Source organism: Vibrio sp. 16 (assembly GCF_963681195.1).
Taxonomy (GTDB): Bacteria; Pseudomonadota; Gammaproteobacteria; order Enterobacterales; family Vibrionaceae; genus Vibrio; species Vibrio sinaloensis_D.
The window spans coordinates 917,248-938,709 of sequence record NZ_OY808998.1; the positions used below are offsets into that span (position 1 = coordinate 917,248).

20 protein-coding genes are annotated in these 21,462 nt (G+C 46.7%); 7 read left to right on the forward strand and 13 right to left on the reverse strand.

The genetic code is table 11. The annotated features are described in order from the left end of the window. Positions 1–88 precede the first annotated feature (88 nt). Positions 89–352 (forward strand): hypothetical protein, encoded by a 264-nt coding sequence (locus tag U9J37_RS18450; protein WP_043886434.1) that lies wholly within the window; start codon positions 89–91, stop codon positions 350–352. Positions 353–391: 39 nt separating this feature from the next. On the opposite strand, the gene U9J37_RS18455 is transcribed toward U9J37_RS18450, so the two are convergent. From U9J37_RS18455 to U9J37_RS18475, 5 genes are all read right to left on the reverse strand, one after another. Beyond that, positions 392–1,984: a BCCT family transporter gene (locus U9J37_RS18455; protein WP_043886435.1), complete on the reverse strand. Its 1,593-nt coding sequence runs from the start codon at positions 1,982–1,984 to the stop codon at positions 392–394. A gap of 183 nt (positions 1,985–2,167) precedes the next feature. Then, positions 2,168–3,394: a quaternary amine ABC transporter ATP-binding protein gene (locus U9J37_RS18460; protein ID WP_005469405.1), complete on the reverse strand. Its 1,227-nt coding sequence runs from the start codon at positions 3,392–3,394 to the stop codon at positions 2,168–2,170. After that, a complete protein-coding gene (locus U9J37_RS18465; protein ID WP_005469046.1) occupies positions 3,387–4,286 on the reverse strand; it encodes an ABC transporter permease in 900 nt (299 codons plus the stop codon). Before U9J37_RS18465 ends, U9J37_RS18460 begins: the two co-directional genes overlap by 8 nt. A gap of 85 nt (positions 4,287–4,371) precedes the next feature. Further along, positions 4,372–5,361 carry an ABC transporter substrate-binding protein gene (locus U9J37_RS18470; RefSeq protein WP_038188156.1) on the reverse strand — a complete coding sequence of 330 codons (990 nt, stop codon included), beginning with the start codon at positions 5,359–5,361 and terminating at the stop codon, positions 4,372–4,374. Positions 5,362–5,562: 201 nt separating this feature from the next. Continuing rightward, positions 5,563–7,311, reverse strand: a complete 1,749-nt coding sequence (locus U9J37_RS18475) for an SgrR family transcriptional regulator (RefSeq protein WP_005469449.1) — start codon at positions 7,309–7,311, stop codon at positions 5,563–5,565. Positions 7,312–7,679: 368 nt separating this feature from the next. On the opposite strand from U9J37_RS18475, the gene U9J37_RS18480 reads away from it, so the two are divergent. Further along, entirely contained in the window at positions 7,680–9,116 is a 1,437-nt protein-coding gene (locus U9J37_RS18480; RefSeq protein ID WP_005469410.1) for a coniferyl aldehyde dehydrogenase, read from the forward strand. Positions 9,117–9,139: 23 nt separating this feature from the next. Here the strand turns inward: U9J37_RS18480 and U9J37_RS18485 are convergent, their stop codons facing one another. Then, entirely contained in the window at positions 9,140–10,063 is a 924-nt protein-coding gene (locus U9J37_RS18485) for a LysR family transcriptional regulator (protein WP_005469276.1), read from the reverse strand. 146 nt (positions 10,064–10,209) lie between these two features. Between U9J37_RS18485 and U9J37_RS18490 the strand changes: the two genes are divergently transcribed. Further along, on the forward strand, positions 10,210–10,929 hold the full coding sequence (locus tag U9J37_RS18490; RefSeq protein ID WP_005469316.1) for an SDR family oxidoreductase: 720 nt from the start codon (positions 10,210–10,212) through the stop codon (positions 10,927–10,929). 67 nt (positions 10,930–10,996) lie between these two features. After that, positions 10,997–11,170 carry a hypothetical protein gene (locus U9J37_RS18495; protein ID WP_005469303.1) on the forward strand — a complete coding sequence of 58 codons (174 nt, stop codon included), beginning with the start codon at positions 10,997–10,999 and terminating at the stop codon, positions 11,168–11,170. 79 nt (positions 11,171–11,249) lie between these two features. On the opposite strand, the gene nagB is transcribed toward U9J37_RS18495, so the two are convergent. Beyond that, entirely contained in the window at positions 11,250–12,050 is an 801-nt protein-coding gene (gene nagB / locus U9J37_RS18500) for a glucosamine-6-phosphate deaminase (protein WP_005469082.1), read from the reverse strand. 364 nt (positions 12,051–12,414) lie between these two features. On the opposite strand from nagB, the gene U9J37_RS18505 reads away from it, so the two are divergent. Next, positions 12,415–13,554, forward strand: coding sequence for a tetratricopeptide repeat protein (locus U9J37_RS18505; RefSeq protein ID WP_005469066.1), 1,140 nt, complete (start codon positions 12,415–12,417; stop codon positions 13,552–13,554). 51 nt (positions 13,555–13,605) lie between these two features. Here the strand turns inward: U9J37_RS18505 and sstT are convergent, their stop codons facing one another. From sstT to U9J37_RS18530, 5 genes are all read right to left on the reverse strand, one after another. Continuing rightward, positions 13,606–14,826 carry a serine/threonine transporter SstT gene (gene sstT, locus U9J37_RS18510; RefSeq protein ID WP_005469142.1) on the reverse strand — a complete coding sequence of 407 codons (1,221 nt, stop codon included), beginning with the start codon at positions 14,824–14,826 and terminating at the stop codon, positions 13,606–13,608. 226 nt (positions 14,827–15,052) lie between these two features. Then, positions 15,053–15,499, reverse strand: coding sequence for a copper chaperone PCu(A)C (locus tag U9J37_RS18515; RefSeq protein ID WP_005469116.1), 447 nt, complete (start codon positions 15,497–15,499; stop codon positions 15,053–15,055). A 2-nt stretch (positions 15,500–15,501) separates the two neighbouring features. Beyond that, entirely contained in the window at positions 15,502–16,092 is a 591-nt protein-coding gene (locus U9J37_RS18520) for an SCO family protein (protein WP_005469445.1), read from the reverse strand. Next, on the reverse strand, positions 16,089–16,517 hold the full coding sequence (locus tag U9J37_RS18525; RefSeq protein WP_043886438.1) for a hypothetical protein: 429 nt from the start codon (positions 16,515–16,517) through the stop codon (positions 16,089–16,091). Before U9J37_RS18525 ends, U9J37_RS18520 begins: the two co-directional genes overlap by 4 nt. A gap of 100 nt (positions 16,518–16,617) precedes the next feature. Continuing rightward, entirely contained in the window at positions 16,618–17,154 is a 537-nt protein-coding gene (locus U9J37_RS18530) for a GNAT family N-acetyltransferase (protein ID WP_005469039.1), read from the reverse strand. 226 nt (positions 17,155–17,380) lie between these two features. Here U9J37_RS18530 and U9J37_RS18535 point away from each other — a divergent pair, with 226 nt between their 5' ends. After that, positions 17,381–18,658 carry an HD-GYP domain-containing protein gene (locus U9J37_RS18535; RefSeq protein ID WP_005469186.1) on the forward strand — a complete coding sequence of 426 codons (1,278 nt, stop codon included), beginning with the start codon at positions 17,381–17,383 and terminating at the stop codon, positions 18,656–18,658. A 23-nt stretch (positions 18,659–18,681) separates the two neighbouring features. Here U9J37_RS18535 and U9J37_RS18540 read toward each other — a convergent pair whose 3' ends face one another. Further along, entirely contained in the window at positions 18,682–19,311 is a 630-nt protein-coding gene (locus U9J37_RS18540; protein WP_005469371.1) for a DUF2057 family protein, read from the reverse strand. A 401-nt stretch (positions 19,312–19,712) separates the two neighbouring features. Here U9J37_RS18540 and U9J37_RS18545 point away from each other — a divergent pair, with 401 nt between their 5' ends. Further along, a complete protein-coding gene (locus U9J37_RS18545; protein ID WP_005469170.1) occupies positions 19,713–21,110 on the forward strand; it encodes a tryptophanase in 1,398 nt (465 codons plus the stop codon). Positions 21,111–21,462: the final 352 nt, after the last annotated feature.

The following is a 21,462-nucleotide window of genomic DNA, read 5'->3' on the forward strand; positions in this document are numbered from 1 at the left end:
TCAATGAGCATCTGAGTGTTTACTCAAACTATGCGTGATTCACTATTTGTACCATCAATCAAAAGGCTCGTTGTTGTTAGGGAGTGGTATGAATAGTAAAAACAAAGCGATTGTTGCGGCGGCTGTGTTTGGGTTCGCGCTGTTGATGATGCAGTTAGAGGTGGGCGGTGTCGTGATGTTCATTATTGCAGTGATGGCATTTTTCACCTGTGCGCTGCAGTCAATCATGCATCTGACGGGGTATAAAAATGGTGATGCGTTTGAGGTTTATCAGGACTCGGAAAACATAGAAGCAAGAGCGCTGGCTAACTTAACCAAAGATAAAAAAGAGTGTCAAAAACCGCGAGACTAACAATAAAAAGGCCTGCAATCGCAGGCCTTGTTGATTCTACTACGCGTAGCTTAATTTGTGATGCTGCATTTCAGTTCGCATCCCCATCACTAAGCTGACACACATGACCAATAAGATCACGGTGAACGGTAAGCCCGTCGAGATAGTACCAGCTTGAAGTGCTTGAATCGCTTCGGTACCGCCAACCCACAGTAGTACTGCGGCAATAGCACCTTCGATGGAAGCCCAGAAGATACGCTGTGGTACAGGGGCATCAACTTTACCACCAGAGGTGATGCTATCAACAACCAGTGATGCAGAGTCTGAAGAAGTGATAAAGAACACCATGATCAACACAATCGAAATCACCGATAAGATCTCACTCATTGGCATCGCTTCATACGCGTAGAAGAGTGAAAGGGTGATGTCACTGAGCCCGTTTTCACCGAGTTCGCCCACTTTGCTGATCACCTGTTCAATGGCAATACCGCCAAACGCCGACATCCAAATTAGCGTAATGCTGGTTGGGATTAAGATTACCGCCGTAATGAACTCACGTACGGTACGACCTTTTGACACGCGAGCGATGAACATACCGACACATGGTGACCAAGAGATCCACCAAGCCCAGTAAAATACGGTCCAACCATGCATCCAAGCTTCGTCTTCACGGCCATGAGGGGTACTCAGGGCAATGACATTCTCCGCATAGCCAATCAAGGTATCTGGAATTGAGCCCAGTGCAGCGGCTAAACCTGCCAAAATTACAAACATCAGTAGGGCAAAAGCGACAATCAAGTTGGTGTTGCTGAGGACTTTTACTCCGCCATCGATACCGCGGACCACAGAGACAACCGCCAGTGACGTGACAAACGCAATTACACCTAATTGCAGGCCAAGGCCAGTTTCAAAGCCAAATACATGACCAATACCGCTCGCTGCTTGTTGAGCGCCAAGACCTAGAGAGGTCGCAAGACCAAATAGAGTCGCGAGTACGGCTAGAATATCGATGATATGGCCAAACCAACCCCAAGTACGGTCACCCAGTAGTGGGTAAAACACCGAGCGGATGGAGAGTGGTAAGCCCTTGTTGAAGGCAAAGAATGCCATGGCTAAGGCAACCACTGCGTAGATTGCCCAAGGGTGTAAGCCCCAGTGGAACATGGTCGCGCCCAATGCCACACGTACTGCTTCTTCAGAATATGGCTCGACATTTAACGGCGTTTCATACCAACCAGTAAAGTACGCAACGGGCTCTGCCACGCCCCAAAACATAAGACCGATACCCATGCCAGCGGCGAACAGCATCGCAATCCACGACAAATTGGAGTGCTCCGGTTTGGCTTCTACACCACCGATACGAATTTTGCCGTAGGGAGATAACGCTAAGCCAATACAGAAAATGAGGAACAAGTTCCCAGACCACATGAAGAGGTTGTCAAAACTTCCGATGATTTGCCATTTGATACCATCAAGAGAGGCTTTCGCTGTTGCAGGATCCACAACCAGCAAGGCAATTAAAAAGAGGATGATTAATCCGGCACTGGCACCAAACACAGGGTTGTGAACGTCAAATCCCCATTTCTGGACGTTGTCCTGACCCACAGTGTAATCAGTGTTTTCGATGCTATACCTATCCTTAGTACTACTCATTTATCCTCGCAAATAGTTAGAGTTCGAAACAAAAAATCGCGACAAGGTTAACAGAAATAGCAATTAAACTAAAGTTTGATCACGAAATTGACTCTAATTCATGCCTGTCGTTGCATTGAGTACTAATAAAAAACGCTGGCGAGACCAGCGTTTTTTATCGGGTGTTATGTTTTAAAAATCGGCCTACGAAGCCTTATGGAGCTTTGGGTCGGGGCGATTTTCTCCTTCCACGTTATCGGCAAATATTTCCGCAACAGCACTGCGTTCCAACTCGCCTTGAAGATTTCCTTCATCGTCCACGACGGGGAGCGAATAATCGCTTGAAATACTTTCCATTAAGACTTCTTCAATCGCTGAGTCTGGCGAAATGGCAGGTACTTCTTCGTATATTTCGTCGCCGATCTCTTCTGTAGAGGTTTGCTTGGCAGCATCGAGTAGTCCCTCTTTGGTCAAAACGCCTTGATAGCCTTCGTCGGTCACATGATAGGCGTAATCTTGTTTGATGCCTTTCATCTGCGCGATGGCTTCTTGAATCGTGTTTGCCGTGATTCGTGACGCTGGAGGATTCATCACCGTTTCAACCGTCAATGCACGCGCGCGGTTCACGTCTTTGACGAAAGCTTCAACGTAATCATCCGCTGGGTTAAGCAAGATTTCATCTGGCGTGCCTTGCTGTACGAGTAAGCCATCTTTCAAAATCGCAATTCGGTCTCCAAGGCGTAGCGCCTCATCGAGATCGTGAGTAATGAACACGATGGTTTTGTGCAGCTTTTCTTGCAGCTCGATCAATTGATCCTGCATTTCACTGCGAATAAGGGGATCCAACGCAGAGAAGGCTTCATCCATCAGTAGGATTTCTGCATCGGTACACAGGGCACGCGCTAGGCCAACCCGTTGCTGCTGTCCGCCAGATAGCTGCGAAGGGTATTGGTTTTCATACCCTTTTAGACCCACGGTATCGAGCCACTGAAATGCTTTGTCTGTTCTCTCTTGTTTCGAGAGTCCTTGAATCTCTAGCCCATAGGCGACGTTGTCAACAACGGTTCTGTGCGGGAGAAGACCAAAGCGCTGAAACACCATCGACATCTTTTTGCGACGAAATTGCTCAAGATCTTTTTGGTTGAGCTGCATGACGTCGGTGCCTTCCACCAGAATTTTGCCTTCGGTTGGGTCGATAAGGCGATTGAAGTGGCGAATGAGCGTCGACTTGCCTGAGCCTGAAAGCCCCATGATGACGAAAATTTCACCTTTGTTGATTTTTAAGTCGATCTCTTTGAGACCTACGGTATGGCCAGTATCAGCCAAAACTTGGTCTTTACTGTCACCGCGTTTCACCCGCTCCATGACCGAAGCGGGTTTTGGACCAAACACCTTGTACAGACCACTGATTTCGATAAGAGGCTTAGTCATGTTTTAGATCTCCTAAGTGAGCCTGAGTTCGTTTGGCGTACGCTTGCGACGCGCGGTCAAATAGGATGGCCAATGCAACAATGGCAAAACCATTAAGAAGGCCAAGAGTAAAGTATTGGTTAGTAATGGATTTTAGAACGGGTTGCCCCAGTCCTTTTACGCCTATCATCGACGCAATCACGACCATGGAAAGTGCCATCATGATGGTTTGGTTGATACCTGCCATTATCGTTGGCATGGCAAGCGGCAGCTGGACACCAAACAGTCTCTGCTTGGCGTTGGCACCAAACGCCGTCGATGCCTCTAATACCTCTTTGTCGACTAGACGAATACCCAGATTGGTGAGTCGAATGACGGGCGGGATGGCGTAAATGACGACCGCGATGAGACCGGGAATTTTACCGATACCTAGTAGCATGACCACGGGGATCAGGTAAACAAACGCCGGCATGGTTTGCATAATGTCGAGCATCGGTGTCACCGTCGATTGGACACGGTTGGATCGTGCCATGGCAATGCCAATGGGGATTCCAAGCACAATGGAGAGCATAGTACAGACAGTAATGATGCTTAGCGTGCGCATTGTGTCATCCCACATGCCGAAATAACCAATGAGCAAGAGAGAAACTAGGCAACCGACACCCAGTTTCCATGAGCGACTCGCAAAGTAAACGAGCGCCGTAAACACCGCGAGTGTAATGACCCAAGGTGTCGAAATAAGCAGTTTTTCGAACCAAACTAGGAACGAGAGCAGAGGATCAAAGAAGGATTCGATCATATCGCCATATTCGCGAGAAAAGTCGCGATATGCACCATCGAGTGTTTTGCGGATAGCCCTCAGATCGGAGCGATCCATTTCTGGAAAGCTACTGAACCAGTTTTCGTTAGACATCTATAAATTCCTTTTCTTCTCCTCACCCTGTTGATGAGTAGGGTGAGGAGTACATCTTTAGTTTAGCGTTGAATGGCTAGCAGGATTAAAGAGCTTGTTTGATTTTGTTTGCGACTTCAGGAGAGACCCAAGCTTGCCAAATTTGCGGATAGTCCTCTAGGAAATGGAACATCGCTTCTTCGCCGTCGGCTTGGTTATCTTCCATCCATGCGAGCAGGCGGTTCATGTCTGCGTTGGTAAAGCCACGTTTACTGAAGTAGTCATAGGCTTGTGGCGCGCGCGTTGCGAACTCTTCAGTGGTAATGGTATGAACCGGTGAAGGTGGGTACATGGTTGGTTTTGGATTTGCACACTCGCTTTGAGTGGTACAGTTAACGAATTCTTCTTCATCGACACCGCTGCCAAAGTCAACTTTCACCATGTCGTATTTGCCCAATACAGCAGTAGGTGCCCAGTAATAACCAAACCATGCTTCTCCGCGCTCATTCGCTTTCGCGATAGCGCCTGAAAGACCCGCGCTCGAACCTGGATCGACAATCGCAAATCCGGCTTTGTCTAACTCCATTGCGTTGAACAGGTTACCCGCACTGATTTGACAGTTCCAACCGGCTGGACAGCTGTAAAAAGCGGATTTATCGGGGTCTTCTGGGTGCTCAAACAATTTTGCGTGTTTTTTCACCCCTTCAATGGTGGCAATCTCAGGGTACTTTTCAACCAGTGCTGCTGGAACCCAAAAACCTTCTTCACCACCATCGACCAGAGATTTACCAGCATAGCGTAAGCGCTTATCTGCTACCCCCTTGTCGAGCGCATCTTTTAGGCTATTACTCCACAATTCTGGGGCCACATCAGGTTGGCCTTTTTCAATCATCGAGGTGCCTGTCGGCATAGTATCGCCAGGAATAAGTTCAGCGTCACAGCCGTACCCATGCTCAAGAATAAAGCGGTCAATGTTGGCAATAACCGTCGCTGAGTTCCAGTTCATGTCCGCGATGGTCACTTTGCCACATTCGCTAGCCTGCGCATTTAGAGCGGTTGCGCTCATTACTAACAATGCAGCCGTTGTTACTCTCATCATAATTTCCCTTTTTAATGAATGCCTTATAAAAATAGAGATCTAATGATTAGAGTTCAAATTAAAATTTGTCGATTTTGGGCTTTGGATTCAATAATTTCATGATCTATTTCACAAATAAGCGGTTGAATTTACTTTTATTGCTTAGTGAAAGCTGGGGTTAGATCGGCATGTCAACTTTGTTAGTTCGAGCTCAAATGATTAATCTGCGGACCAGACATTCTTAATGTCAGGCCAGCCCCAGTTAGTGAGTTCTACGTCCTTGAGCACACCATGAAAGCGCAACGTTTGTCGATGATGAAACAGCGGCGTTAGCCAGTATTGATTGATTAAGGCTGAGGCGATGGGCTCAAGAGCGTCTAAGTAGTCTGGCAGAGGTGTTTGTGCTCGCAAATCGCTTAAAGCCTGAGTTAGCCAAACCTTAGATTCATGACCAATACAGCTTTGTAATACCGGATTGTGATACAAGCTGTTGAAGGCGGACGCGTGCCGATTGTCGTCCAGGTTAATGTTGGTCAGAATAAGCGATTCGTTGAGCTTTCCTTCCATAGCCAACTGATTGATTTCACGAAATGAGTAGGTGTTGACGCTAACGTGCGTTCCTTGTTTCTCCAGTATGGATTGAAGTGCTAATGCACAGTTTTTAAGGGCCGTGTAGTCGTATACTGCAATGGAAATATGCTCTGGAAGCGTCACTTTGGGCGCGTCTGGTCTGACGATTTTGTGCCACATGGGCAAGAGGTTAGAGGCAATTTCACAGCCAAACAGCGTATTGGTTTGCTCGAGCTGCTTTAAGATTATTTCGGGACGGATAAAACTGGATAGATACCGACGTTGTTTATCACTCAGCGTCGATGGAGATTGTTGGTTAAAAAGAACAAACAGACAGCCATCTTCCACTCGCGATTGTTGGCTGGCTACTTGCGCTTTTGGCTCCACAGCGTGAGAGAGATAATAGTTACAGCCTTGGTCGCGCGCTTCTGGCTGATTGGTTTCAATCTGCTTGTTGACCATTTCTTTTTCATCCAACTGCCAAATGGTGACTTGGTCGGTCAACGCTCGGCACGCATAGTAGTGATCAAAGGCTTCCAAGCGCAGACGTTCGCCAGAGTGCTCAACCACCGCAAATGCGCCACTGCCAGTGACGAGCTTTGAATCCGTTTTTTCCAACTGCGCGGGTGGCTGGATGCCATACTTCACCCCAGAGATTAGACCGCCAAATCCCTTGTCTTGTATGGCTAACTTAAATACCACCTTGTTGCTAAGTGGCGCGGTTGCCTCGATAAGGTGCGACATTTCACTTTGGTAATGTTCCAATGTTTTAAGCTGGTTGAACAAGGTTGCAATACTGCTCGCGTCAATCGGAGCACCGTTGTGGAAGGTGAGACCAGGTCGCAGATAGAAGGTCCATTCGCGCCTTGCTTGGTCATAATGCCAATGGTGTGCAAGCTCAGGCTGAAGTTCCCCGTCGGCCCCACTGGATACCAAACAGCAATAGATTTGCCTTAGCAAGTAGCGTTCGCTCGAACGTTGCAGATGGTGAGGAACGAGGCGTTCGAAAGGTCGTTTGTAAGTAAGCTGAATATGCAGCTGTCCTTCGCGTACTGTCGCCCCCGAGGTGCTTTGCAGTAGTCGACCAAAGGCTTGTTGGTCGCCGTCTAATAGACTGAGTGCTTTTTCATACTTCCCTTCTTGGATACGCAAGGTCGCAAGTTGGACTTTGAGATCGCTAAGAGAGTAAGCCAAACAAAGCGTGGAACGTTGGTTTCGACCGACCTTTGGAGACCAAGTTAACCATCCGATTTTTTGCATATCTTGCAACAAGTTACGTGCATGACGCGTGCTGGTAAACATGGCATCTGCCACTTCAGGCAAGGACGTTTTGATCTCTTCGTTTATGCCCAATGGCACCAGACGCGTGTAGTAGCGAAGTAGCGTGAGGTCAGACACAATAATCTCCAGATAGGGTGAAGGCGAAAGCATTTGTTTGTTCCTCATATTAGCGCTTTTAAGCCGAGATTTCGCTATTTGGTGGGCATATAGGGCAAAAATAGGAAGGAATTTGTTTTTATTGCTGAGTTTTAGTTGTCCTGTTTTTTCGGCAAACTGGCTCTGTGGTTTGCCACACCTCGGGCACTGGTTGGCAATATGCTCCTGACACCCCCACGACCATATCAACCAGTGCTCTTTTCAACTTACGATGCGCATAAATGTTAAACAATGAGATAGAGCACTCACTCTAGAGCCAAGCAGGCGAGACTTTCAGGGGATTTGTGACTAAGATTATGCCGAGATTATCTACAAGTATTGGCTAAGTTATGGAAAGAGTGGTTGACCTGAATCGTTGGCAAAAAGAGCACATCAAATCGGAGCATGATCTTAAGCTGCTCTTTCACGAAGTGAGTGCATGCTACAACGCTCAACCTTACCCTGATTATCAATCACGAGTTGAACAGCTCAAGTTGCTAAAAAGTGCGCTGTTGGCGAAGCAGCAAGTTTTGGCGGATGCGCTCAGTGAGGATTACGGTTTTCGCAGCCAGTTTGACAGCGTTATCTGCGACATATTGCCAGCGGTTTCGCACATCAACTATACCATTAAGCACCTTAAAAAGTGGATGAAGCCCAGTCGTCGCTCTGCGGGTTTATTGCTAACGCCATCTTCAGTCAGTGTTGAGTACCAACCTCTGGGCGTAGTGGGCGTGATTGTACCGTGGAACTTTCCGATTGTTTTGAGCATTGCGCCGATTGTCACCGCTATTTCGGCAGGAAACCGAGTGATGGTGAAGCTCAGCGAGCATACTCCTCATACAAACCAAGTGCTGAGCGAAATTTTTGGAGAGTTAGATAAGCAGATTTACTCAGTGGAAGGCGAAGCCGATATTGCCAGTCACTTCTCTCAATTGCCTTTTGATCATCTTCTCTTTACGGGTTCGACTCCTGTTGGCCGCCTTGTTGCTCAGGCCGCGGCAAAAAATCTCACCCCTGTCACGCTAGAGCTTGGTGGAAAGTCCCCGACGATTGTCGACGATAAGATCGAGCTTCGCCGCGCCGTCGACGCTGTCATGTTAGGTAAATCGGTCAATGCTGGCCAGATATGCGTCGCACCCGACTATGTGCTAGTGCCAAAGGGGAAAGAGCTTGCGTTCATTCGCCTCTATTTAGAACGGTATAAGTCGCTTTATATAGACAAAAAAGGCGCGGATTCGGTCACTCAGATCATCAATGATGCGCAGTACCAACGGTTAACTCAGCTGCTAGAGGATGCAAAAACCAAAGGGGCGGGCATCCATACCATTGACGGGGTAGAGGTATCTGGGCGGAGAATGTTGCCGCACTTAATCACCGGAACAACGGAAGAGATGCTGGTGATGAATCAAGAGATTTTTGGTCCGATTTTGCCAGTGATTGGCTATCAACATCTTAATGAGGTGTTTGCCTACATCAACTCGAAGCCAAGACCTCTTGCTCTGTATTTGATGTCCGATGATAAAGTGCTCCAACGTCAAGTTATCGAGCATACGCACAGTGGCGGCGTCGCTATCAATGATACCTTGCTGCATGTTGCCGCCGAAGATGCTCCATTTGGTGGAATTGGAGAGTCTGGTCTTGGTCATTATCACGGTATTGAAGGTTTTATGACGTTTTCTAAAGCCAAAACTGTATTGATGACGCCAAGCTGGTTACCAAGAAGCCGCCTGATACTAAAATATCGAAAGCTCGCTCAGAGCGCGTTGGCTAAGTTGTTTATTCGTTAATCTTCCTTTTGCTGCTCTCGCCGTTAGAGAGCAGCATTGTCCTTCATCCTTTCGTTTTGTCTTTGGAAGTACTCTCTTGCAAAGCTAATAAACAATTTGAGCCGCTTGGGTTGGTAGCGGTCTTTGGGATAAATCATAGAGAATTCAACGCTGGGCACGCGCCAATCTTGGAATACTTCTTTGAGTGCCCCCTGCTTCAACTCTTCTTGGCAATAGATAAGAGGAACACGAATAATGCCATGATCTTTTAATGCCCCCTTAACCAGCACCCTGCCATTTTTGCACTTTAGGTGGCCATTAATATTCACATCCATGACTTGCTTTGTGCTCGGGTGTTCAAAGCTCCAACGCGTGACTGACCCTGTTAAACATTGGTGGTGGCGAAGTTGGTTCGGGTGTTCAGGCGGTGGCGAACTTGCTAAGTAGCTCGGGCTTGCTAATGTGCCCATCTCGACGGTCATCAGTTTGCGTGCCACAAATCCTGCATCTTCAAGTTGCCCCATTCGAAACGCGATATCAAATTCATCTTCAATGAGGTCAACGCGATGGCTGCTAAACTCGAGACTGACCGTCACGTTCGGATGGCTGATCATGAACTCTGAAATCAAATCCGCTACAAGCTCTTCACCTAAGTAACCACCAACCGCATTCACTTTTATCATGCCTTGAAGAGTTTCTGTGTCTTCAGTCGCAGCGCTCAAGGCTTGATCAATCGTGCCCAGCGCGTGAGCGCACTGTTGGTAGAAGAGCCTTCCTGCGTCGGTTAGTTTCAGCGTCCGCGTGGTTCTGATGAGCAGGGTAACCCCCATCTGTTTTTCCAGTTGACTGATCTGGCGTGAGACATGAGAGCGAGAGACGTTCAGCGCCTCGGCCGCTTTGGTAAAGTTTCCTAATTGGGCAATAAGGACGAAAGATCGAATATCGGCAAGATTGATTTGGTTGAGCATCACGGCCCTCCTGTACAGGCGTTTATTGTTGCACCATAGCAACAGTGTTTCAACTGTAGGCGTATATATCAACAAACCGGATTTTTTTACTATATCGCCATCGCAGCCAAACTGAGCTGCAATGTTGAACAGGTGAGAGATAGACAATGAAAAAACTTATCGTAATTACAGGCGCGAGTTCGGGTATTGGTGAAGCTATTGCGCGTCGACTCAGCGAGGCTGGACATCCTCTTCTTCTACTTGCTCGTCGTGTTGAGCGTTTGGTTGAACTCAATCTTCCAAATACATTGTGTGAAAAAGTCGATGTGACAGACAAAACTACGTTTGAAGCAGCGATTGCCAAAGCTGAGCAGCAATTTGGTCCGGTCGATGGACTGGTCAATAATGCGGGCGTGATGCTTCTTGGCCAAATCGATAGCCAAGAGGCCAACGAATGGAAACAGATGTTCGACGTTAACGTGATCGGATTGCTCAATGGTATGCAGGCGGTGTTGGCACCTATGATGGCGCGCAATAGTGGTACCATCATTAACATCAGCTCGATTGCGGGTAAAAAAACCTTCCCAAACCATGCGGCTTATTGCGGTACTAAGTTTGCCGTTCATGCGATTTCAGAAAATGTTCGTGAGGAAGTGGCCGCTTCCAATGTCCGTGTTACAACTATTGCACCAGGCGCGGTAGAAACGGAGTTGCTTTCTCATACCACGTCGCAAGACATCAAAGCGGGCTATGACGATTGGAAACAGGAGATGGGAGGTGTGCTTGCGGCGGATGATATTGCGAGAGCCGTTGAGTTTGCCTACAACCAACCTCAAAACGTGTGTGTGCGTGAAATTGCGCTCGCACCGACTAAGCAGCAGCCATAATTGTGCGATGTCATCTATACTCGAAGTAGTGATCGACTATGTGGTCAACACACTGGGAAGGTGAACTATGGAACTACGTAATGAAAAAGGTGAGGTGACCCAAGTTGCCGATAACCTAACCATAAAAGAAGTCTTGGAAATGGGCTACTCTATCGATTTGTGCGATGAGGCGTTTGATCCGAATGAGCATTGGAGTGCGTCGTCTCCTCATCAGGGCAGTTCTGAAATGCCAGAAAGCTGATGCTGAATGCATTCTTCGAGTAAAAATAAAAAATCCGAGCCATAAGGGCTCGGATTTTTAATTCTGGCGTTCTAAGAATTTAGAAACCTTCGATGTTTTTTGCTTCTAGCTCAGTGAAGTACTTAACTGTTTTCACTTTTAGCTCTTGCGTTGCAGGTTCGTCACATACGATGACTGATTTCGGGTGCAGTTGCAGTGCAGAAACCGTCCATAGGTGGTTTACGCTGCCTTCAACCGCTGCTTCAAGAGCAAGCGCTTTGTTGTGACCTGTTACTAGGATCATGATCTCTTCAGAATCAAGCAGAGTACCTACACCGATAGTCAGTGCGTATTTAGGAACTTGGTTGATGTCGCCATCGAAGAAGCGTGAGTTAGCGATGCGAGTATCTTCAGTCAACGTTTTGATACGAGTACGTGAAGACAGAGAAGACGCTGGCTCATTGAACGCAATGTGACCATCGTTGCCTACACCGCCCATAAATAGGTTGATGCGGCCGTAAGATTTGATTTTATCTTCGTAGCGTTTGCACTCAGCTTCGTTGTCGTCAGCGTTGCCATCAAGAAGGTTGATGTTCTCTTCTTGGATATCAATGTGATTGAAGAAGTTGTTGTACATGAAAGAGCGGTAAGACTCTGGGTGATCAGCAGGGATGCCGATGTACTCATCCATGTTAAATGTTACAACGTGTTTGAAGCTTACTTCACCAGCTTTGTGTAGCTCGATAAGTGCTTTGTAAGTTGCAAGAGGAGTACCACCAGTTGGTAGGCCAAGAACGAAAGGACGTTCTGCAGTTGGTTTGAAGTCGTTAATGCGTTTAACGATGTGCGCTGCTGCCCACTTACCTACTTGTGCTGCTTGGTTTAACGGGATAAGTCTCATTTTTTGCCCCTAAGTATTAGAATTTATGATGCTCTGAAACATTAATTCGCATTATAAAATAAGTTTTTGCGATCTTCTATTGTTTTCGGTCAAATTTTCTTGATTAATTTGATTTGCGATTAAGTTTTGCACGGTTAAACGTTGTCGTTATTGAGTTTAGCAGCTTGATTTCGAGGTAGGAGAGCATTAATTCACACCGTTAATTTTTGATGCTTCAATGATGATAAAGGCAATACGACCGCTAAATGTTCGCCAATAGACTAGCTTTAAGTGATATGCATACAAAATAGGGTATGATGTTAGCGCTCAATTTATTGGGCAGACAGCCGATAACCAAATGTTGAAGAAAAACAAAGAAATCTGAATGAATATTATAGGTATTGCGATAGGTATCACGGGGTTGCTATTACTCTGCATGTTCTTGTGGATGCTGGCATTGTCGGTACGCAAAAAGCGTTTAGAACAAGAACGAAAAGAGCGAGAGATCGCTTATCGCAAAGCTATGGAGAAAAATCGCAAACAGGAGCGCGAAGATCGCATTTATAAGGCGGAAGGTGGTCACATTCCGACGATCTTATTTTTGGCGAAAGAAGCTGAGCGAACCAAACCGAAAGAAGCCTTATATTGGTATACCAAAGCGGCAAAGTTGGACAATGTGACAGGCATGTATGGGATTATTCGCTTAAGTGCCAAAATGCAGCAAGACGTCATTCTCAGAGAGCAATCTAAGTTCTGGAAAGTTTGCATAGCGGCATCTGAAGGGAGCTTACAACATAAGTTCGAAATGGGCGTGGCGCTGTTCCATGGTCGAGGCACAGAGCCGGACCAATACAAGGCGATTCAAGTCATGGAAGCGGCTGCCTCTCATAATCATATTGATGCGTTAATCTTTCTCGGCGACTGGCATGTGTCGGACAACAATGGCAACCCAGATCCTGCAATGTCGATAGAGTATTACCGCCGCGCGGCGAAGCTGCGTAGCAATGAAGGGCGCATGAAGCTCGGACTCAGCTATATCAAGGGGATTGGCGTCGAGCCAGATCACGCCAAAGGCTGTTATTGGCTAGAGCGAGCCGCAGAGAAAGGCTACTTAGAAGCGATGTATGCGGCAGGGGAAGTGTGGATGGATTACAAACCCAATGGTAACGCCATCGCATACATATGGCTCTTCTTAGCGAGTCAACTTGGCTACGAGCGAGCCAAATCACTGCGGGACAGAGTCGCGCTCAATATCGGGGTCGATACCGTGGTTGGGCTCCAAGGGCTAAGTAAGCCGATGATGAAAAAAATTCGCGAGAATAAAGTCGGCAAGCACTCAATCATCAAAGCGCTAAACAAACTGTACAAGCGCAACATTCCGTTGTTAGAGCAAACGCCTACAGAAGCAGAGCAAGCGCCAGAGTTATTAAAGGTTGAAGCGCCAACGGGAGAGTGTGTGGAAGCGGTGATTGAAGATAAACCGGCGAGAGTGGATTTCAGCCAGTCTCCAATGGATAAGAATTAGGCCATGGTAAGAAATAAAAATGGCCTCTTAACTAGAGGCCATTTTTTTGATTTATGATTTTGCTTGTTTCTGTTTCGACTTGCATACCGCAGCGGTGAACACCACATCTGTCGAACTGTTGAGCGCGGTTTCTGCTGAGTCTTGAACAACACCGATAATAAAGCCTACCGCAACCACTTGCATCGCAATCTCATTTGGAATGCCAAACAGGCCACATGCCAGCGGGATTAGCAGCAACGAGCCACCTGCCACACCTGAAGCACCACAAGCGGATACAGCTGCAACCAAGCTCAGCAATAGAGCGGTAAGCAGGTCAATCTCAATACCCATAGTGTGTACTGCAGCAAGCGTTAGCGTTGTAATCGTAATTGCCGCGCCCGCCATGTTGATGGTTGCACCTAGCGGAATAGAAACCGAGTACGTGTCTTCATCCAGCTTTAGCTTTTCACACAGCGCCATGTTGACCGGAATGTTTGCTGCACTTGAACGAGTAAAGAAGGCCGTGACGCCACTTTCACGTAGACATTGCAGCACCAATGGGTATGGGTTTTCGCCGGTTTTTACGAACACGATGATTGGGTTAACCACAAGCGCAATGATCGCCATTGAACCTAACAGAACTGCAAGCAGGTGTGCGTAGCCAGCAAGCGCTTCAAAGCCCGTTGTTGCCAGTGTTGATGCAACAAGGCCAAAGATACCGAATGGCGCTAGGCGAATGATGAAACGAACGATTTGTGAAACGCCGTGGCTAAGATCTTCAAACACCGCTTTAGTGGTTGCTGATGCATGATGCAGTGCCAAACCTAGGCCAACTGCCCAAGCAAGGATACCGATGTAGTTCGCACTCATTAGGGCGTTAACTGGGTTATCCACCAACTTGAACAGCAAAGTATGCATCACTTCCGCAATACCTTGTGGTGGTGTTGTACCTTCGGCACCAGAAACAAGCGTTAACGTAGTCGGGAACAAGAAGCTAAGTACGACAGCAGTCAATGCCGCTGTTAGTGTACCGAAAAGGTAAAGAACCACGATTGGGCGCATGTAGGTGTGTTGGTTTTTCTTCTGGTTGGCAATTGAAGCGGCGACCAGAATAAACACAAGAATAGGTGCGACTGCTTTTAGTGCACCGACAAAGAGGCTTCCAAGTAATCCCGCATCTTTCGCTGACTCTGGAGCAATTGTCGCTAGACCAACACCAAGAATGATACCGGCTAGGATTTGCAAAACCAGATTGCCACGAGCGAAACGGGCAATAAGTGAGTTGTGTTGCATAGTTATCCCTGCAATGAATAAATTTATAGATTTATAGTAATTTCAGTTATCTCAAACTGAGCAGGACATACTAGCGTGTTGAAATATTGTGTCTAGATTTAATTGAAAATTAGCAGGAAAAATTAAGATTAACCAGTAAGTGTGAATTTTGTGTTGTGTTATTGTTTTTATGAGTAACAAAAAAGGAGCGCAATGCTCCTTTTGGCTTGGTCACAAAGAAATCAGTTTAATGATGATGCTTCATACCACTCATCACTTTTTTGATAGGGGCATTGAAGGTCTGTTTTTGACCATTGGCGAAAGTGATTTGAACGTCAATCGCTTCCCCTTCCACTAACGGTTGGGTTAGGTCAAACAACATGATGTGTAAGCTGCCGGGTTTCAACTCAACTTTTCCATTTGCAGGAACGGTGATCGACTCAATTTGGCGCATTTTCATCACATCGCCCTCTTTAATCACATCATGCAGTTCCACCTTGCCCGCTGCTTCGGTGGACGCTGAAACAATGACTCTGTCGTTTTCACTGCGGTTCATTATTTCGGCGAACACTGCGCTGGTGGCGGCATTCGGTGGTGTCGCTCTCGCGTAAGCATGATGAGTCATGATATCCATGTTCGCTTGGGCAAGGGGGCTCAGTGCCAAGGTTGCAAGAAGCAGTGATTTCAACTTCATGGCTATTGTCCTTCTAATGTGATGGATTCAAACGCTTCTACCAATGGTGCCGGTGTTAGCGTATGTGGCACTTTTGTTATGAGTGTGCCATCTGGTTTTAGGAAATAAAAATAGGAACTATGATCAAGGGTGTATTTCAATTCTGAGTTTTCTAGCTCGGTCTTTCTAAAAATCACCCCGTATCGGTGAGCCAGTGGTGTGGTTACGTCAAGCGGCGCGGATAGCCCTTCTATCATAGGGTGGAAATACTGCGCGTATTTGTAAGAGTCTGCGGCGGCATCGCGCTCTGGATCCAGCGAAATGAACATCGGACGAAACTTCTGTTTGGTTGCTTCATCGACTTGATTGAGTGCGCCGGCTAGCATCGCCAAAGAGGTAGGGCACACATCAGGGCAGCGAGTGAAACCAAAATAGACCACACGGATACGTGAGTCGCTGGTATCGAAGATGTTGACTTCTTGGTTATTTTCGCCAAAAAGCACGATTTGGCTTGGTTGAGCGTCCGCGTGTTCTGGTTGATTGTCTAGGTAACTTTTTAGTCCAAATCCCAATACAAACGCGGTGATCAATATTAATGTCCAATTTTTACTCATCGTTCCATCCTAATGGCCGTGTTAATTTGCCTCTTTCCATCTGACAACTGGCCAACCCAGGTCATGGCTTCCAAGGTACAGACGGGGAGAAGGATCTCTCCGGTATAGATGTTGTCCTGCTTTTTGTTCAGTTTGAATAGCGTGATGCCCATCTCCATCTCATAACCTTCGAGCGTTAACAGTAGGGAATCACTGTCAGAAGACGACCATTCGACTTGAATTTGGGTTGGAATCAAAGGCTGGCTGACATCTCGATCCAGCGTCACCGTGATATCGTTTTCGCTACACGGTTTGGTTGAAAGCAGGCAGTAGTCGTCTAAAGATGGACGAGTGGCCTCGCTTTTATACCAATGATAGAGATCACCAGCGAAGAACCCCGCGCAGAGGGCCAAGGCGATCAGGGCGAATTTAATGATTGAAGGCACGTTACGCTTCCTTCGTTTATAAAATCGCAATCCTAGCACTTCAGTAATGTAAATACATGAGATAGCGAAGAATTATGTGCGGGTGGTCAAGCCAATCTACTTAGTTATGCTGCTTCTTAATCCCATAAACGGCGTGGTCGAGAATGCGATCGCCCACTTTTTCAGCATTAGTGATAATACCTTCAAGCGTCATTCCGACTCGTTCTGCGACTGCTCGGCTAGCGAGGTTGTCTTTTGCGGCGGATAGCTCGACTTTCTCTAGCTTGAGTTCATTGAATGCAATATCAATAAGCTTGGTGACCACCCGGGTAATAATGCCTTTGCCTTGATGAGGCTGAGACAGCCAGTACCCGACTTCTGCTCGTTTAGTGTCATGGTTAATGGTGTTGAAGCTACAGTTACCCACGATTTCACCTTGGTAGATGATGGCACAGGTCATGGACTTACCATCGGCATAATCATGCAGCATACGCTGGGCAAACAGCTTAAAGTCTTGTTCTGCATGACAAAATTTTGGCCATGCAAGCCATTGGGATAGGTATTCTTTTTGCTCGGATACTAATTCTACATAGCGAGGAGCGAAGGATTCCTGTATGAGTGCAAGTTGCAACTCATTGTCGATCTGGACGGTAAACATAAGATCTCCTAGAGAGTGTGGTTACAACAAGCTAACAGGAACGCACTGGTAAGACCATAACTACTTCAAATAATTGACTTTTTGTGTGGCACGAAATTATTGGGTTACGTTATATAAATCACATAATTGTAAATAGCCGTTATATTGATGTGGTTTTTGCCTGGCACTTTAGTTTACTCTCTCGGCACTAAAATAATAACAACGAAATTTGTTGGTGCGGAATAATATGGAAGTGTCACTTGATCACGTAAGCGTCGATTTACGTCAGGTGTTGTTTGAAATGGCTTGTGCGCTGGATGCGGTTGGCGTGGATGATATCCATCACGGCCATCGAGTGGCTTATATCGCGTATCGCTGTGCCCAAAGAATGGGTTGGAGTGAAGAAAAGGCTCAAATTGCCTTTTCACTGGGTTTGATTCATGACTGTGGCGTTACCGAAGCAACGGAAAGAAGCGCACTGCTAGAAAGCTTGGTGCCCAAAGACACGATTTCTCATTGCGTGAAAGGGTATGAACTCCTTCGTGCTTGCAAACCTTTGGAGTCTTTAGCCGTCCCAATCCTCTATCACCATACATGGTGGTCTGAGCTAGCGCAGACAGAAGGCATTTCCGAGGAGGATAAGCAGTTCGCCGCGCTGCTGTTTATATCCGATAGAGTTGACTATCTGCATGCCAACTATTGTCCTGATAGCTACGGCAATGTGACTCAATCTAGCCGTGAGGTGATTACGCAAGAGTTGTTAGCCAACGCATGGACTATGTTTGATGCCAATCATGTTCAACACATGGTTGAGCTGATCGACAGTGATGACTTTTGGTTCTCCATGGATTCGCGCTACATCGAGAATTTAGCTTATCGTTTTGACGCCGTTCCATTCTTTTCCACCCACCTGACGTTAGAAGAAACCATTTCGGTTGCCGAACTGTTTGCCCAGATTGTAGATGCAAAAAGCTCATTTACGTTTGAGCACTCGCGGAACGTGGCAAAACTGACGGAGTTTCTTGGGCTGCAACTTGGCTACTCACATCGCGTTCAACGAATGTTGTACTTAGCCGGCCTCGTCCATGACATTGGTAAGCTGAAAACGCCAGTCGCGATTTTGCATAAACCGCAAGCCTTGACCGAAGAGGAGTATGTTTGTATCCGTCGACATGCGACCGACACGCGTCATGCTTTGATAAAAATGTTTCATTGCCAAGAAGTGATCGATTGGGCATCCAACCACCATGAACGACTTGACGGCTCTGGATACCCTATGGGTAAGACAGCCGAACAACTCGATCAACCAAGCCGGATTGTGGCAATCGCGGATGTATTTCAGGCGCTGACGCAATCGAGACCTTATCGAAAAGGGTTAATGCTCTCTAAAGCGATGTGTATCCTTAACGAGCTGGTGGAGAAGGGGCAACTGGATGAAAAGGTCTATGGTTGCTTACGACACCATGCGAGGCGCTGTTATAACATCTCTACCGGTCTCGATGAACTAGCAACGGCGCATCAGTGAGCACGCCGTGCATGATCTGTAATCTATTGAGCTAAAAGAAACTGTTTAAAGCGCTGTTGCGTTTCTTTATCGGCTTCTTGATACCAAAAATGGAGCATCTGCTCTGCGGTGTTTTCACCTTTCAAATCATCCATTGAGACATTGGTTGGTATCGGGATCGACTTGTTCAATGAGGCGATGCCGTCATGTCGATTGTACTCGGCGATTTCAAGCTTGAAATTGCGCCCAATTTGCATACCTTCCTTTGCCAGCTGCTCTTGCTGAACGGCAACTACCTGACCGTTTTGGTTCTTAAATTGCCATTCGGCAGATTTAATCTCTGCTTTTGCTTCGCGCACGTTTCGGTAGCTTGGAAAGTCGAACACAAGCTCACTCTCTTTTGCCGCAAACTTGGCAACGATAGGATCACTTTCAACAATGATTCGATCCTTTCCTTGAGTAAAGTAAGGCTTGTATAAGAACAGAATTTGGTTTTCGCCATCAGGTAGGGTCACTGTCTTTTGAGATGAGAAAAGACCGCCATCCAGTTGCGGCTTTTGTTCATTGACCAAAAGGACTTCAACTGTATCTGGAATGGAAATCGTAACATCTGCCAGTGCATTTGTACTTAAACCCAGCGCGGCAAACGCCAATAATGAGGTTTGGACTTTCATAATTTTCGCCGTTAAAACAGAGTGGACTTAACTCTGCCAACCTGAGTAGGCGAATGCAATCAGAACCCTAACAATGAAGGGAATTTTGACCGCAACATGACGGAGAGTGCCCTATTTTTATAAAATGAGTCGCATTTCACGGAAAGGAGCAAATTAAGCGACTATATTGTTGGTCAGTTTGCCATCAACGATAAGGACAACGCTATGAATTGCATTTGGATGCACGACAGCCGATACGTGTTGTCGTCATGGTATAACTTAGACTACTGCCTCTCGCTACAAAGCAAAGAAACAGACTCACTGTAATTTCCTCTCGCGCATTTCGCGCACATTCAAAAAGTTATTTATTTAGCCAGATACAGATTCCTCTGTAGGGCCAGTTATATCTATAGGAAATTATAATGAAACGTATTCCAGAACCTTTTCGCATCAAAATGGTAGAGCCGATCAAAATGACCACTTATCAAGATCGGGTCGAGGCGCTCAACCAAGCCGGTCTCAATCCTTTCTTACTTCGAAGTGATGATGTGTATATCGATCTGCTCACCGATTCGGGCACAGGTGCCATGAGTGACAATCAGTGGGCTGGCATCATGATGGGGGATGAGTCTTATGCGGGTAGCCGAAACTATTACAACTTGTGCGCAGCTGTCGAGCATTTCTTTGGCTACAAGTTAACGGTTCCAGCCCACCAAGGGCGCGGCGCTGAGCAAATTCTATTTCCAGCACTCATTGAACGTATGCGTACGGTTCGCGGTGGCACCGATCCTGTATTTATCTCGAATTATCACTTTGACACCACTGCCGGACATATTGAGTTAAATGGGGGTAAGGCAATCAATGTGGTTGATGAGCATGCCTTTGATACCACCACGCCGTACGACTGGAAGGGTAACTTTGATCTGCAAAAACTGGAAGCGACGATCGAAGAGCATGGGGCGCGAAACATTTGTGCGATTATCACCACCGTGACGTGCAACAGCTCGGGTGGTCAGCCAGTCTCTATGGCAAACATGCGTGCGGTCTACGAGATTGCAGTGAAGAACGACATCCCCGTAGTTATTGATTCCGCGCGTTACTGTGAAAATGCTTACTTCATTAAGCAACGCGAAGAAGGTTACCAAGACAAGTCGATTCTAGAGATCATTCGAGAAATGTACCAATATGGCGACATGCTGACGATGTCAGCGAAGAAAGATCCGATGGTTAATATTGGCGGAATGTGCTGTATTCGTGATCATAAAGAGCTATTTCAAGCAGTGCAGACACGTTGCGTACCGATGGAAGGTTTCGTGACATACGGTGGTATGGCTGGCCGTGACATGGAAGCATTAGCAAGAGGCTTGTACGAAGGGGCGGATGAAGACTATCTGCATTACCGTATCAGCCAAGTGCAATACCTTGGTGAGCGGCTACGCGAAGCTGGGATCCCTATTCAATATCCTACGGGTGGTCATGCCGTGTTTGTTGATGCAGCGAAAATATTGCCCCACATTCCTGCGCACGAGTTTCCCGCACAAGTGTTATGTAATGCACTCTATTTGGAAGCTGGGGTCCGTGCTGTCGAGATTGGCTCCTTGTTGTTAGGTCGCGATCCGGCAACCGGAGAGCAGAAAGCATCAGAATTAGAATTGATGCGCCTGACAATCCCAAGACGTGTTTACACTAACGACCATATGGACTACATCGCAGACGCCATTATCGCGTTGAAAGAGAGTGCGCACGAGCTAAAGGGGCTGACATTTGAGTACGAGCCACCGGTATTGCGCCACTTTACCGCGCGTTTCAAATCGAAATAGTTCCCTTATTTTGATTTAACCGCAAAAGGTCAACAGACCCGAAACACTGCCTCAGCGATTTTCACTGGGGCAGTGTTCTATTTTAATCCCATGTCTTTAGCTAGTGACAGATTCTGCATTTTATTCATAAGCATACGGTTTCTTCTGCAACTCAATGAGTTTATAAATTCTGACTCAGTATCCAATTACTGATGTAACAAAGTGCTAACACGATTATGAATTTTGACTTTGACTCGTAAAGCACTTTTATTTTTTCCAACTAAAAAAAAGTCTCTTAAATACTGAAGTGGATGTTCTTCGTTAGTTGTAGAGGAACAGCTTTAACTCTGACTTTAGAGTGAACTTCAAGGAA